Genomic DNA, 16809 nt, shown 5'->3' on the forward strand with positions numbered 1-16809 from the left:
TTTATGTTGCTGCAGTGAGCGGCTTTGTCTACAGAGGCCAGACTGACAGCATCGGGTCAACGCAGTAAACTCAATCACTATGCGACAGAATCAACGGATCCGGTGCTTAATGATTTTATATTTTTTTGAGACTTCAAAATAAGTGGAATTGAAATCTGTATTTTGCGCCTCTTCCAGAATAGTGGCGATTTGGGCTGACATACAGTGATAAAAAGACAACCAGGAATTAAGGTCTTTTTTGTATGGTTTAAATGTGATGCTCATGGCCTCCCGGTTATCATCGTACATAACCGTCAGATCGGCGGTTGCCAGAAGTGCGAAAAAAGCCTCTCTCATTGGTTCATTTTCTTCAATCGCCTGTTTCATTATCGCGTTCCAGAACAGAACCTGTGCGTTGTAACGGCTATCAGTGATGGTATCGTAAGCCGACAAATAATAGTGAACCAGGGCAGAATTTGTGCGATGTTTTTCCAAAAGAGCATAACTTAAATCCATACAATTCGGGTGGGGTTGGTGCCAGGACAAGTTATAAAAGAATTCATCTAAATTGTTTTCAGAATGTGATGTTTCCTTCAACACTTCAAACAATTTTGTCCGGCTTAGCTTATAGCTGGCAATATCCTCCAACAATTTATCAATATCAGAAGCTGTTTTCCCAGATGATGTAGTCTGCACCTTTGATGTGTCCAATATAAAAGCTTTGACAAGACTTAAATACTTTTTAATATTTTCTGGCCTGTCACTATTTTCGATTTCACTGTCCAGCCAAATACAATATTGTTTTGGTCTTTCTTTAATTGTAAATTCCCTTTTTTTCTCCAGTGGCCTCAAAAGCATTCCTTCAATACTGCCTGGGTCAACTATCCTGGAAAATAACGCTTCTTCAACTTCAGGGCCATCATTGCTGAACACAAATTGGATGTTATGTTCAAAGGGGTTAATCAAAAAAAACTTTGCCATCAGTGCTGGCCAACCAGCCTGAGGAATATGCAGAAGATTAAACCGTTCATTAGTAAAGACTCTGATGGCTGCTTCAGTGGCAAAACGTACACCATGTAGAGAGCTTGCTAATAGCCCGGGCAAAATGTCCGTAACTATCTTACCTGCTTCAATAAAGATCTTTTCCCCGGGTTTTATGGTCGATGAGTATTGAATAACAGGCTTATTGGCCAAGTCTGTTTGCCAGGCTTCTGATGTCTCGTCCTGATAATACTGATAGTCGTCTAGCCGCATAGCCACTAATGATTCCAGATAACCACCATAAGGGAAGCCGAGTTGACGTGCTTTCATGAAATGATCATAAGCACTGGCCAGTGCACTTTTGTGACCGGTCAACACAATAGTCTCTTTTAACTTTTTGGCGTTGAGTTTAATTTCCGGGCTAAAGGGCAACTCAATCGTTTCGTAATCCTCTGGTATTTTTGCCCCCATCAGTGTCAGTGCCTTTAGAAAATAGTAATAACCCATTCCCAGCTCGTTTGTCTGATTTTTATTTTTTAGTAAAGCCCTTCTGAATACAGAAATCTGCTTTTCCACCTGCGGCAAAAAAAATGCCGGGTTTTCCTGAATAAATTTGACTTCCTGAATAATCTTGTCATCCAGTTGAAACAAATTCTGGAGATGTTCTTCCCGATTGAATGGTCCTGCCGAGGGTCGGATACCTGGCTTCAGTGCTGTTGCTTGACCGGCTGCGTTTGCGGTTTTTTTTGCTTTTTCAGGGTTTTTATCTGTTTCAGACGTTAGTTGCGCCGAAGTCGATGGAGTAGGGTGAGGCGGAACTTCTTTGATTTGAATAAAGTCTCTTGAAAGCAGCAAAGATCGGGCAAGAATCCAGTCTTCTATTAAATCGGGTCTGGACTTTTTAATCGCCTTATTATTTATTTGGTCATGATGCTCGTCAAATATTTCCTTTTCAGCCTTGCTGTCTTTGCTTAACGACGCTTTGAGATAGCTTTCCCAAAAACCCATTTTCCAAAAGGCTATGAATCTGGGTTGATGATATTTGAGCAGTTGTCCGGTTTGCTCAGTATCCATGAATGCTTTCAGATCAGTCATGGCCAGTACGTTTGGGAAATAAGATATATCCATGAACTGAGGTTTTTTTTTCGAGGCGCCCTTAATTTGCAGGGCGTTGAGGCTGTACGACCAAAGTTCACTGTGAATCTGACCGACTGCGGGTTCTTTTTTTCTCTCCAGTATCAGTATCAGCGACCCGATGGTTTGTTCCAGTTCCCGAGCCCCGAAGTGGATTGTCTTTAGTGCTGTTAGTGTGGAGGGGTTATCCGGTTCTCTCAGGGCATTGACAATGGCCTTTACTTGACTGCCTCTGTCTGAGAGGTCTGACTCTCTGGCTAACCCCTGCTCAATCCTGGTCAGGGTAGTGACGTCAGTATCCTGATAGAGCTGCTCCAGAAATCCACCTTTCAACAGGCCTTCAACCTTTATCTGGTTGAAGCTTGTCGCTCTGGTAGCCATGCTGCGTAACAGCCGGTTGACAGGTTCCATCTGGGGCCAGCCTGCCGGATGTTGGTTGTGTAATTGCATCCCGATTAATAATTGGTACGAAAGCGGTATACCGGCAATGGCTGCCGGTAACAGCAGCTCGAAGGTTTTTTCATAGATCTGAAGTACTTCTGGTTTTCCAGATGGGAGTTTCTGGTTCAAAATGAACAACGCCTGAACCAGTTGTGCATAGGGGAAGTGGCTCTCATAAGCGGCCTGTTCCAAGTCTCTGCGCTGCTGACTGCCCGGGGTATTAGCGAGATTGATGGTGATGACCGGTTGGTCACCGGATTTATCTGCAGAAGCTCCGGAGCAGGCCAGTATTTGCAGGGTTTTTGTTTTTCCGTCTTCCAGCTGATTTTGCAGTGTATTGAGTTCTGTATCTCGCGCAGGGCTTTCTTCAGGGGTTTCGCCTTCTCCTGTGGCATCGCAATGTTGCATCTTTATTGCCTTATTAAGCTCGTCCGGAAAGTTATAATCCATCTCCTTAAGCCAGTCTGATATTTCTACGGACTGTGACAATGCAGATTCGAAATTGATCTTATTCGGGATTGGCTTTTGTGCGGCGGTTTTATTCTTTCCCTTTTTTGACCCTTCAGCAGGATCAGGTGCCACCACCTCACTGTCATGAGCAACTGTAGAGTGTTGATCTCTGGCATCGTTTTCTGCCTTATTCTCTACCTTGATAGTGCTTTCCTGTTCATTGTAAGACTGCGGCTTAATATAAGGATGCAGAAATTCCGGTAACCTGGATAATTCTGAAGAACCGCTGAACACTGACTGTTGAATAATTGTCTGTACCTGTTGCTCAGCGTCACTTGATAGCAATATTTTCAATGCATTTCGGGCATTTTGCACCCGTCGATTTGCAACAATACCCGGGTAGGTTTGATCAGGTTGTGTGTCCTGAAGCAGTTGTTCAACCATAGCGGACAGGCTTGGCATAAGCAGTTTGGAATTCCTGGCAAAAGGTTCTACACGCGTGAAATCGAAATACCCTTCAGGGCCAGCAGAAATATCGATCGATAAGATTCGCCATTTTTTTGTCTTGTAACGGACGTCCCCCAGTGTCTTTTCATTGTTTTTATCGTGAAGGCAGGTGATCTTTACGTTATGCAGTAGCCGTTTGCGCTGCAATTCTTTTGGGTTGGCTAGAGCCATAGCATGAATGTTGCCGCTTCTAACAATGGGGCCAGACAGGGTGCTTTTTAGCTTTTTCTCTAAAGCGGCTGAAATGGTTTTCAGACTTTTGATATCCTCAACTGCCAAATCAATATCATTAATAACAGGGACCTTGCCAAGTTCGGTGGGCTTAACCAACAATGAAAGATGTTGCCACCTGGCTATACCCCCATAAACAAGAGCACCATCAATATCTGATATAACACTCCAGATTTCTGTATAGATTTTTCTAAAAACAGGTGCGAGCACCAATAGTGCAGGAATTACATAGCGGACATCCTGTTTTTTTACTAAAAAGGCTCCCTCGTAATAAGCTTTTACATGAATATCCAAAAATTGCATTTTGTAGTTTATTGTTGATGTCGAGAGATCCGGAGCTATAAGGGCGATATATTTACTGGCAGAATCTTCCCAGAAAAAAATCACTGCTCCAAGCAGGTTTTTGCTGATGTAAAATGTTCCGTCGGGGTTCCCTGTATCGTCGAACGTGTAACAAACAAGGCGTAATTTGTTGTAAAAACTGAATAGGTTGTGTCCGTATTCTCCCTGCATGAATTTATCGGGTGCAGTAAACGCCTGTTTTAGCTGCTTGCTGGCAGATTTTATAGTGTTGCACTGAAGACTTTCCCGGCATAATAAAATATCTTTTTGCCATTGTGGAAACAGCTCCCATAACGCATTTTCAAACTCACTGCCTCGCAGCCATTTGTTCTCCTGTTTGCTTAAGTGGGGGCGGTTCAGGAAGTGATTGAACCACAGGTCGTTGTCATCGTGACGGGACAGTCTTACCGCGTGATTCTCGCTAAAGAGGAACGTATGAATACCTTCAAACTCCTCCAGAGGCTGTTGAGGCGTATGAGCATGGTTTATATCATGGCTGTAGTAGCGATATTTCTGACCACCAGGCACGATGACCTTTATAGAATTTTGCAAGGCTTTTGATGCCAATTCCATGTGTTGTTGGTTTTTCGGATCAAAACCCTGGAGTATCTGGTCATATAATGTTTCACTGTCGCAGTCAGGTGGTTGGCATTCACTGACCAATGTTTCAAATCTTCCACTGGATTTAATATCAAGTTCTTCCTGAAGAAAATCGGACACACCAATCACTCTTCCGGGCCTGAGCTCGAAGCGCCGGTAAAAATACAATAGATGGTTAAGCAAGGATGCCGAAGATACTGCGTTTGCCAGTGTGACCCGATGGCTGCCGCCCGGTGGTGGCTCATTGTCGTCAATATTGTTCTCACCATTTGATTTAGCACTTCGTTGACTTCTGTTGCTGCTTTGTTGCGCTTTTTGTTCAGAGGAAAAAGCCGGGCAGGATTGGAATTCAGGCAGTCCATTATTCCCCTGGACACCAGAAGCAGTCATTATGCCTGATGCAAACCCAATAGAGGGGAGTGACATATCTGGTTGATGAGGGATGGCAGGAGGATGAAAACCGTCGAATGCGTTGCTTGTTTCGGGCACCAAAGTCAGTGGTTTTCCGTTTGTTTGATGGCTAAAAAAAGGTGAAACACGACCGGAAAAGTATGTGTGGACAGGGTGCCCCGGAAACTCACGGTTTAAATAGGTCAGCACATTGTTCAGTAACTCAGGCCGCCGTTTAACAAACTGGTAAAGTGAACCAGGGTCGCTCAGAATCTGCTCCCTTACCAGGGCACTGAGGCTTTTCGGGATGGGTGATGTGAACCCTGAGAGAATTCCCCGCCACTGATAGAGATTAAAGGGCGTATTGGTCACCGTGCTCATAAGCAGGGCAGCCAGGTTGAGATGCTCACTTTCTACCAGGGTGCCAATCTCTGGTCCATCCCAACCGGCGTAATGATCCTCGACATTATAAGGGGCATCAGCGAACCGCATCAGCAGCACCGGGTCACCTGCTCCCCAGAAATGGTATTTCCGATGTCTGTCGTTGCGGGCGATGAACAAAGAAGATCTCGACCAGGCCGGGTAGGTATCATTGCCGGGCGATACCTTTTCCAGTGCCCAGAGGTTAAAGTACTTCCCGGTCATGAGTGCCGGGCCGGGGTTTATTGCAGTCTCGGGAATGCCAGGTTGATAAACCCAGTTTTGATCTGACCACTGATAAAGCCAGTGCTTATTTTGGCAAGCGTGTATTTTTTCTTTGTCAGCTGGCTTGCTTTTATTGGATTCTCCAAACAACTTATCGTGGGAAGAGAGGCAATCAATAGCCTGATTGACCCGCTTGATATAACTACTGTCCAGAGCGGTTTGCCCGTCAGCGCTGATACTGTCTTTTCCAGCCAGTTCGGGCAATAGCCAGGGTTTTGCGTGATTCAGCGGGAAATCAATAAGAACGCTCTGACACTTTTTATGCTCTGTAAGCGGATTGGTCTGGCAGATAATAGCCTGCAGGCGATTCTGCTGACTTTCTCGCCAGGGACGCAGGTAAAGGGTACTGGTATGGGTGTCGTTTAGTAGTTTCCAAAGCGACAGCCAGGCAGACAGAGAATCACCCTCGACGGCCTGAGTCTCTGACGATGATGTCGAGGGTGAGGCCGTAATCTGCCAGACAGGATGATTTTCGATACAAGTGGTTTGAATTGACAGTTGGCCTTTCAGCAAAGAGTGATCGATCATCACCGGATGAGGGTTGCAATCGGGGGCATCACCAAAAGCCCGGGACAGTGAGGGAAATCCGCGACTGAAAGAAGGGTAGGGTACGATTGAAGGAGGAAGCAGCTTTGCTAACAGAAAGCCGGGCAGGTGACTCAACCATTGATGCCTGAAAAAAAGGGACAGCTTTTTGGGGGTGCCAACGTCGTGTATTACGTGATAATGATTACTCAGCTTGAGGTGAAAGTTATTGGCTTTAAATCCTGCGTAGAGACCTAAAAAGCGGATTTCTGGCGCCTTGTACCCAGGTTCATTCTGGTAGCTGGAGGCATGACCTGAATGTACGTTCATTTCAATCGCGAATAGCAGCGCAATTAAGTGAAGTTTTAACAGTCTTCTGTGACAAACAGGCATAGAGCTGCCGTAGACCCCATTTGATAATTTGTTAATCAGAGTTGACCTGTTAAATAACAGCTTTTATTGATACTGATTGAATAAATTGTTCTGATCTCTACGGAGACTGAGAAAAAATAGCAGTGGGACCAAGATGTAGCAAGAGTGGCTTTGTATCTGCGTGAATAGCTTTTAATGGGGTTTATGTAATTCTGCCGAACGCTGGGTTGTAGATCCCTTATTTGACTGGTTAGAAAACTATCGCCGTTTATAGAAAATAATGAGCGTAAACTGAACCCAAGTCTTCAATTTACACATTTGGTCTTGGCTAAGTTGCTTTTATCTGTTGTTTGAACCAGTGTCCCGCAATTTTTTCAGAAAGCCGTTCACCTGTTAGCTCGGTAGCCTCTGTCAGCACTCGCCGCCAGCCCAGATAATGTTTCAAGTATTTGGTCGCAATCCCGTGAAAAACACCATGAATCCATCCTTTCAAGTGGCTGTGGTAAGCATTCACATGCTGGATGTGGAACACACCTTCAATGACGTGCTGGCCGGCTGAGGTCACTAACTCTTTCAACGGCAGCTCCATGTCTCTGGCCAGCTTTTCGTGAGCCAGGCTGGCTTCAGCGCACAGAATGGCTTTTGAAGACAGATGGCCTTCGAGGTGCTGCTGCATCTCCGATGCACTTTCATTGGCGAGGATGCCATCAACTGTTCGTGAGGAATGATCTCTTGCGACCAAAACGGGAATTTTGCGGCAATCCGTTTTTTTATCATTACCTCTTTGTCTTGCTGGTCTTGGTAGCTCTGATCTCTGCCCTTTGAAGGACTCACGCAAAAATGTTTCATCCAGTTCAACAATATCACCCAGATCATTTCCTTGGTCATCCTCCAGCACGACAAGGAAGCGGTGTCGCCAGCGGAAAGAGGTGCGCAGAGTGACGCCACATTCAGATGCTGCCACTCGCAGGGTTGTGGAGTGGCTCATTCCATTCAGATAAGTCTGCCACTTTTCAGGATGTCGAAGCCGGGCTAACGGGGTTGCTGTTAATGCATTAAATGTTTTGTGGCATGACTTGCAACGGTAGCGCTGCTTGCCATCACTGCTACCCCAGCGTTTTATCTGATCACTTTCACAATGAGGGCACCTCGGGTGCTCAGAGAATTTCTGTTGAATGGTGGTGCTCAGGTTCGGCTGATGCGTCTTGGTCTCAACCTCTGGAGAAAGAGCTTTGTTAAGAATATTCTTCTGATGGCTGGTCAATGTCGAAATGGCATCAAGAAATGACTTGAAGAGAGCATATTGCATAACGGCATCCCTTACAGTAGGAGACCGTTGTATTATAGTTCAAACAACAGATAAGGCTAACTTAGCCTTTGGTCTTTCTGGTAATCTTACGGGTCAGGTACTGAATAAAGTAATATTGCTTTTTGGTTATCATAATGCTTTTGATGGAAATCTGCTTTTTGTGTCTCTCCCAGAATAAAGGCGGAATTGGCCGAGATCCTGTGAAAAAAGGCCAGCCAGGAGGCAAGATCTCTATTATACGTTTGAAATGCAATGTTCATGGCCTCCCGGTTTTTATCGTACATAACCGTTAAGTCGGACGTTGCCAGAACTGCCAGGAAAGCACGTTTCATTGGTTCATTTTCGTCAATCTTCTTTGTCATTATCTCATCCCAGAACAGATCCCGTTCGTTATCAAAGTGATCATTAAGGGTCTCGTAAGCCCATAAGTAATAATGAACCAGGGCTGACTTTGTGCGATGTTTCTTCAAAAGAGCATTACTTATAGCCTCATAATTTGGGTGAGATTCCAGCCGGGGAAGGTTATAAACGAACTCATCGAAATAGGTTTCAGGTTTTGGTGTTTCCCGCAGTACTTCAAACGATGTTGCATAATCATATCGGCTTAGCTCATAGCTTGCAGTATTTTCTGAGAGTTGTTCAACATCAGAAGCTGCTGCCTCTGATGATATATCCAGTGCGTCTGATTCACCCAATACAAAAGATTTGACAAGTCTTAAATACTTTTTAATATTTTCTGACCTGCCACCACTTTTGATTTCACCATCCAGCCAAATACCATAGTGTTTCGGTCTTTTTTTAATGGAAAAATGCTTTGTTTTTTCCAGTGGTTTCAGAAGTATTCCTTCAATACTGTCTGGATCAATTATCCTGGGAAATAACGCTTTTTCAACTTCAGTGCCATCATTATTGAACACAAATTGGAGGTTATGGTTTACGGGGGTAATCAAAAATTGCTTTGTGATCAGTGCTGACCAACCAGCCTGAGGAATATGCAGAAGATTAAACCGTTCATTAGTAAATACTCTTATGGCTGCTTCGGCAGCAAAACTCACACCCATTAGAGAGCTTGATAACAATCCGGGCAATGTGTCCGTAACAATTTTGCCCGCTTCAATAAAGAGCTTTTCCCCTGGTTTTATGGTCGATGCGTATTGAATGACAAGCCCATTGGTCGAGTCTTTTTGCAGGGCTTCTGATGTTTCGGTCTGATAATGCTGGTAGTTGTTTAGCCGCATACTCACCAGTGATTCCAGATAACCACCATAAGGGAAGCCAAGTTGACGTGCTTTCCTGAAATGATCATGTGCACTGGGCAGAACTCTTTTGCGACTGGTTAATACTATCGGCTCTTGGAAAGATCTTAATTCTGCCTCCAGAAGCGTCAATCCAGCCAGGCAATGAAGCCAGCCTGACATCTGCAATGATTCGGAATCCATTTTATCTTCATACAGACTTAACTTCTGTTTTAATTTCTGATAGCCAGCTTGTTTGGCTTGTTCAATGGCAAGAAAAAAAGCACTTTCGTCTCCATCTGCGAACCTTTTCAAATTTTCACTGTTAAAGACAAAGTAGTCGATGAATTTTGATTGAACATTACGTGCAACAGCCTTTACTGGCTTATGCCATATAAAGAGCTTAAATATTTTGCGTAATTCTTCCCAATCACCTGAATCAATCTGGAGTTTTCGTGCATTTTCTGCATTTCCACCGATGAGCGTGATGATATGCTGATGTATCAGCGAAAGGGTGTTATAACAATACGACGTGTTATCCTCGGTAACCAGTTCACGAGAAAAACCAATTAACTTTGTCAGATGTTGTACATCATGACCAAAATGAAGGGATGTTAAGCGAGCCTGGTTAACGAAGGGGAGGGCTTTAAGATGGGGGAGAGTCGGCTCTGCTTCTGTTGATGCACCAACCAGATAAAAAGCAAGTTCTATAATATCTGCCAATGCCCGATTATGACGGTCAATATCTTTAGAGAGCGTCCTCTGAGCTTTTCTAAGGAATATGGGAATCTCCGGGTTTGCTTCAGAGCCGAATATAGAAAAGTTAATGATGTACAGAGATAAATCCAGGCAACCAAAATCCAACAGTTCCATTCGACCGGTTGCGAAGTACAGTATCAATCTTATTGTTGCTTCCGCCCTCTCTGCCGCTTTCACTTTAGTTGCCTCTTCAGCTGCCGCTGCCTCTTCAGCTGCCGCTATCGCTTTCTTTGTCGCTGCCTCTTCAGCTGCCGCTATCGCTTTCTTTGCTGCTGTCAGTTTTGCTTTTGCTTCCTGTGCTGCTTTTTGAGCTGCTTTTTTTGCTGTTAGTACTTGCACTTTCGCTGTTAAATCCACTGCCGATAAGGTTTTTGCTTTCACTTCCTCTAACTCTTTCGCTTCCTTGAACGCTCTCGCTTTCGTTTGCTCTTCATTTACGGCTAATTCTGCCGCTGCATTAGCCTCTTTTGCGGTAAGCACAGCTGCAGTTGATTCCGGTTTTACTAACACTCGTTCATACTGTATTTTTGAAAAATGTCGGGTATTTTTAAATTTCTGGCTCATTCGATTCAAAACAAAATCAACTGCTCCATCAGAGCCTTTTATTGAAAGCTGCTCCAGAAACTCTCTGAGTACACTTATGGAAGGTGTTACCCTTCCCGGCATCTGGCTATGGGGGTTTTTCAGGTATGTGTCTGGATCAAAGGCCAGTTTCAATTCGAAAGTCCTTGGAATCAGCACCAGCCACTTGAGTAACATTCCGGCCTGAACCGCTGAGTCTGAGTCCGATTCGAATAAAATCTCAATAGACTGAGATACCCCCGAGAATGCAGAGAGATGAGCTTGCGTGACTGCGCTGGGGTTGCCTTCCATACCATGTTCAAAAAATAGCAAGAGTATCGGGGCATAAGGGAAAAAATGACTATTAGACAATACAATAGCCTCTTTTATCTTTTTGGCGTTGAGCTTGACTTCGGGACTAAAGGACAACTCAATAGTTTTGTTGTCATCCGACATTTTGGCCCCTAACATGGCCAGTGCTTTCAGAAAATAGTAATAACCCATTCCAAGCTTGTTTGTTGTATGGTCATGATTTCTTAATAAAACTTTTCTGAATGCAGTAATGTGCTTTTCCACCTGTTGCAAAAAAACTTCCGGGTTCTCATGAATACATTTGACTTCCTGAATAATCTTGTTATCCAGTTGCAACAAATACTGTGTATGTAGTTGTTCATTGACTTGTTCTGTAGAGGGTCTGATGCCTGGCTTCAGCTCCGTTCGTCGTCTGGTGGCATTTATTGTTTTTTTTGCTTTTTCAGTATTTGTAACTGTTGCCGAAGTGAGTTGAGTTGAAGTGGCTGGTTTAGTGGCAGCCGGAACCGTCACCTCTTTGGTTTGAATGAAATCTCTTGACAGCAGCAAAGATCGAGCTAGAACCCAGTCTTTTATTAAATCAGATCTGGACTTTTCAATCGCTTTATTCCTTATTTTTTCATGATATTCGTAGAGCATTTCCTTTTCATTGTTTCTGTCCTTGCTCAATGAAGCTTTGAGATAGCCTTCCCAAAAGCTCATTTTCCAAAAAGCTATGAATTTGGGTTGATGACTTCTGAACGATTGTCCGGTACGCTCAGTGCCCATGAATACTTTCAGGTCAGTCATCGCCAGCACCTGCGGGAAACTCGTTATATCAATGAACTGAGATTTTTTCCTGGGTGCACCCTGAATCTGCAGGGTGTTGAGGGTGTAGATCCAAAGCTCACTATGTATCTGACCTGCCGCTGGTTCTTTTTTTCTTTCCAGAATCAGTTTCAGTGAAGCGATGGTTTGTTGCAGTTCCCGAGACCCGGGACGAACAGCTTTCAGGGCTGTTAATGTGGAGGGTGTATCCGGTTCTCTCAGGGCATTGAGTATGGCCTTCACTTCTCTGCCTTTGCCTGAGAGTTCTGACTCTTTGGCTAAACCCTGCTCAATCTTTGATAGGGCGGTAACATCTGTATCCTGATAGAGCTGTTCGAGAAATCCACCATTCAACAGGCCTTCAATCTTTACCTGGTTCAAGCTTGTCTCTCTGGAAGTCATACTACGCAACAATCGATTTACAGGTTCTATCTGAGGCCAGCCCGCCGGATGGTGGCTGTGCAATTGCATTGCGATTAATAATTGATAGGCAAGTGGTATACCGGCAATAGCTGCCGGTAACAATAGCTCGAAGGCATGTTCATAGATCTGAAGTGCTTCTGATTTTCCAGAGGGTAATTTTTTGTTCAAAATGAACAACGCCTGAACCAGTTGGGCATAGGGGAAGTGGTCCTCATAAGCCGCCTGCTCTAAACGCCTGCGTTGCTGACTGTCCGGGATATTAGTCAGATTGATGGTAATGACCGGCTGGTCTCCGGATGTATCAGCAGAAGCTCCGGAACTGGCCAGTATTTGCAGTGTTTTTGTCTTTCCTTCCTTCAGTTGTTTTTGTAGTGTATCGAGTTCTGTTTCGAGCGCAGGATTTTCTGTAGTGGCTTTGTTTTCTTCAGTGGCATCGCAATTTTGTGTCTTTATTGCTCTATTCAACTCTCCTGAAAAGTTATAATCCACCTCCTTAAGCCAGTTTGATATTTCTACGGACCTGGACAATGCCGTTTCGAAATCGATCAGATTCGAGATTGGCTTTTGGGCGGTGGTTTCCTTCTTTCTTTTGTTTGAGCGTTCAGCATTATCACGTGCTGTTGTCTTGCTGTTATGAACTACTGTAGCGCTTTGATTATCAGGGCTGGCTTCTACTTTGATATCGCCCTCGTCTGGCGTAGTTGCAGTGTCGCCTGCTTTTGGTTGAACCGTTTTTTTCAGCTTTTGTCTCTGTTTCTTTTTCTTCTTACGGGAATTTAAAGCCGAATCATGGGTTATCGATTCTGCACCTTTGACATTAGCAGTACTGGCAAATGCAGCATGTGCGGCAATAGTTGTCTGTCCTGGTGCATTGTCTTTCAGAGGCTCATCGACAGTGGGTGTTGTTGTTTTGGCTTTGGCAGCAACTAAAGGATGTTGATTATTCGTATCATTTTCTGCCTTATTCTCTACCTTAATAGTGCTTTTCTGTTCATTGTCAGGTTTACGCCTGATATAAGGATGCAGAAATTCCGGTAACCTGGACGACTCTGAAAAACGGCTGAATACTGACTTTTGAATAATTGTCTGTATCTGTTGCTCAGTGTCACTTGATAGCAATATTTTTAATGCATTTTGAGCACTTTGCATCCGTCGCTTTGAATCAATACCCGGGTAGGTTTGATCAAGTTGTGTATCCTGCAACAGTTTTTCAACCATTGCGGGCAGGCTTTGCATAACCATTTTGGAGCCCGTGGCAAAAGGTTCTACACGTATGAAATCGAAATATCCTTCAGGACCGGCAGAAATATCGATCGATAAGATTCGCCATTTTTTTGCCTCGTAACTGGCGAACCGGATGGTATTTTCTTCATTTGTATCGGGAAAACAATTGATCTTTAAGGTGTGCAGGAGCCCTCCGTGCTGCAATTCTCCCGGGCTGGCTAGAACTAAGGTGTGAATGTTGTTGCGTCTAACAGCAGTGCCAGGCAGGACGCCTCTTAGCTTTTTCTCTATAGAAGCCGAAATGTTTTCCAGGCTTTTGATATCCGTGACTGCCAGGTCAATATCATTGGTAACAGGTACTTTGCCCAGTTCGGAGGGTTTAAGCGATGACGTAAGGTGTTGCCACCTGGCTAAACCACCGTAAACGAGAGCATCTTCAGTATCGGATATAATTTTTTCGGCTTCTGTATAGGTTTTTCTAAAAACAGGTGCGAGCACTATCAGTGCAGGAATTACATAGCGGATATCCTGTTTTTTTACTAAAAATGCACCCTCGGAATAATCTTTTAAATGAGTATCCAAAGACTGTATTTTGTCGTTTATTGCTGATGTGGAGAGATCCGGCGCTATAAAGGAAATATATTTGCTGGCAGAGTCTTCCCAGAAAAAAATCACTGCTCCAAGCACGTTTTTACTAATGTAAAACATTCCATCGGGGTTCTCTGTATCCTCGAAGGGGTAGCAAACAAGGCCTAATTTATTGTAAAACCTGAACTGGTTATTTTCGTGTCCTCCCCGCATGAATTCAGCAGGTGAAGTAAATGCCCGTTTTAGTGCTTCGCTGGCAAATTTTATGGATGGGTTTTCAAGACTTTCCCGGCATAATAAGACATCTTTCTGCCATTGTGGAAACAGATCCCATAAAGCCTTTTCAACCCAATTGGCTGCCAGCCAGTCACTTTCCTCAGTATTTAAGCGGGAGTTGGTCAGGAAGTGAGTGAACCATAGTTTGTTGTCACTGTGAGAAGACAGTTTTACAGCGTGATTGTTGTGAAACAGGAAGATATGGCGATCTTCAAGCCTTTCCAGAAGCCGACGAGGAGTATGATCGTGGTTTTTATCATGGTCATAGCAGCGATATTCCTGACCATCATGAACGATGACTTGTATCGAATTTTGCAAAGCTTTTGATGCCAGCATCATGTGTTGTTGGTCTTTCGGGTCAAAACCCCGGAGCATCTGGTTATATAATGTTTCACTTCCACAATCGGACGGTTTGCACAGACGGAGCAGGGTTTCAAATTTTTCCCTGGATGTGACACCAAGCTGTTCTGAAAGAAAGTCTGATCTATGGGCCATTCTTTCAGGCCGAAGTCCGGAGCGCCTGTACAAATAGAATAGATGTTTAAGCAAGGAGGTTGAGTACACTGCGTCTGCTGGTGTGACCGGATGCTTGCCGCCCGGTGGTGGTGGCTCATTGTCGTCAATATTGTTCCTACCGACAGAGCTGGCAGTTCGTTTACTTTTGTTGCCACTTTGTTCGGCTTTTTGTGCAGAGGGATTACTCGGGGAGGACTGAGATTCAGGCGGTCCATTATTCCCCTGGACACCAGAAGCAGTCATTATGCCTGATGCAAACCCTATAGAGGGGAGTGACATATCTGGCTGATGAGGGATGGCAGGAGGATGAAAACCGTCGAATGCGTTGCTTGTTTGGGGCACCAAAGCCAATGGGTTTCCGTTTGTTTGATGGCTAAAATAAGGTGATACACGACCGGAAAAGTGTGAGTGGACAGGGTGCCCCGGAAACTCCCGGTTTAAATAGGTCAACACATTGTTCATTAACTCAGGCCGCCGTTTAACAAACTGGTAAAGTGAACCGGGGTCGCTCAGAATCTGCTCCCTTACCCGGGCACTGAGGCTTTTGGGGATGGGGGATATGAACCCTGAGAGAATTCCCCGCCATTGATAGAGATTAAAGGGCGTACTGGTCACCGTGCTCATAAGCAGGGCGGCCAGGTTAAGGTGCTCACTTTCTACCAGGGTGCCAATTTCAGGTCCGTCCCAACCGGCGTAGTGATCCTCGACATTATAAGGGGCATCAGCGAACCGCATCAGCAGCACCGGATCACCTGCTCCCCAGAAATGGTATTTCCGATGTCTGTCGTTGCGGGCGATGAATAAAGAAGATCTTGACCAGGCTGGACAGGTATCATTGCCAGGCGATACTTTTTCCAGTGCCCAGAGGTTAAAGTACTTCCCGGTCATGAGCGCCGGGCTGGGTTCTACCGCAGTCTCGGGAATACCCGGTTGGTAAAGCCAGCTTTGATCCGACCACTGATAAAGCCAGTGATTATTCTGGCAGGCGTGTACTTTTGCTTTGTCAGCTGACTTGCTTTTATTGGGTTCTCCAAACAACTTATCGTGGGAAGAGAGGCAGTGAATAGCCTGATTGACCCGCTTGATATAGTGACTGTCCAAAGCGGTTTGCCCGTCAGTGCTGATGATGTCTTTTTTAGCCAGTTCGGGCAATAGCCAGGGTTTTGCGTGATTCAGCGGGAAGTCAATAAGAACGCTCTGACACTTTTTATGCTCTGTAAGCGGATTAGTCTGGCAGATAATGGCCTGCAGGCGATTCTGCTGACTTTCCCGCCAGGGGCGCAGGAAAAGGGTACTGGTATGGGTGTCGTTTAGTAGTTTCCAAAGCGACAGCCAGGCAGACAGAGAATCACCCTCGACGGCCTGAGTCTCTGACGATGATGTCGAGGGTGAAGCCGTAATCTGCCATACAGGATGATTTTCGATACAAGTGGTTTGCACTGATAAGCGGCTTTTCAGCAAAGAGTGATCGATCATCACCGGATGAAGATTGCAATCGGGGGCATCACCAAAAGCCCGGGACAGTGAGGGGAAGCCGCGACTGAAAGAAGGGTAGGGTATGATTGAAGGCGGAAGCAGTTTTGCAAACAGAAACCCGGGCAGATGACTCAACCATTGATTCTGGAAAAAAAGGGACAGCTTTTTGGGGGTGCCAACGTCGTGTATTACGTGATAATGGTTACCTAGCTTGAGGTGGAAATTATTGGCTTTAAATCCCGCGTAGAGACCCAAAAAGCGGATTTCTGGTGCCTTGTGCCCGGGTTCATTCTGGTAGCCGGAGGCATGACCTGATTGTACGTTCGTTTCAATTATGAATAGCAGGGCAATTAAGAGAAGTTTTAACAGTCTTCTGTGACAAACAAGCATAGAATTGCCGTAGATCCCATTTGATAATTATTAATTTGTCAATCAAAGTTGACCTGTTAAATAACAGTTTTTATTTTTACCGACTGTATTGTTTTGATATCCATGGAGTCTGAGAAAAAATAGCAGTGGGTTCAGGATGTAGCAAGGATGGCTCTGAATGTAGTTTGGGTGTTGGTTTTGAACCGGAGATATTCACCATCCCGGTCAGTCAACGCTGGTAGTTCTTGAAAAGTCGGAGAATAAATATCTCCGGTCAGTTTATAAGCTATGAACCTG

The 16809-nt window shown here is 44.8% G+C and carries 3 protein-coding genes; all 3 read right to left on the reverse strand.

Annotated features, from left to right (window positions below):
• Window positions 1-90 precede the first annotated feature (90 nt).
• A complete protein-coding gene (locus tag ACO6VG_RS17055; RefSeq protein ID WP_422474832.1) occupies window positions 91-6615 on the reverse strand; it encodes a hypothetical protein in 6525 nt (2174 codons plus the stop codon).
• A gap of 370 nt (window positions 6616-6985) precedes the next feature.
• Window positions 6986-7966 carry an IS1595 family transposase gene (locus ACO6VG_RS17060; protein ID WP_422413678.1) on the reverse strand — a complete coding sequence of 327 codons (981 nt, stop codon included), beginning with the start codon at window positions 7964-7966 and terminating at the stop codon, window positions 6986-6988.
• A gap of 86 nt (window positions 7967-8052) precedes the next feature.
• On the reverse strand, window positions 8053-16533 hold the full coding sequence (locus ACO6VG_RS17065) for a hypothetical protein (RefSeq protein WP_422474834.1): 8481 nt from the start codon (window positions 16531-16533) through the stop codon (window positions 8053-8055).
• Between the last annotated feature and the right edge of the window lie 276 nt (window positions 16534-16809).

This window comes from Endozoicomonas sp. ALB032 (assembly GCF_049310125.1).
Classification (GTDB): Bacteria; Pseudomonadota; Gammaproteobacteria; order Pseudomonadales; family Endozoicomonadaceae; genus Endozoicomonas_A.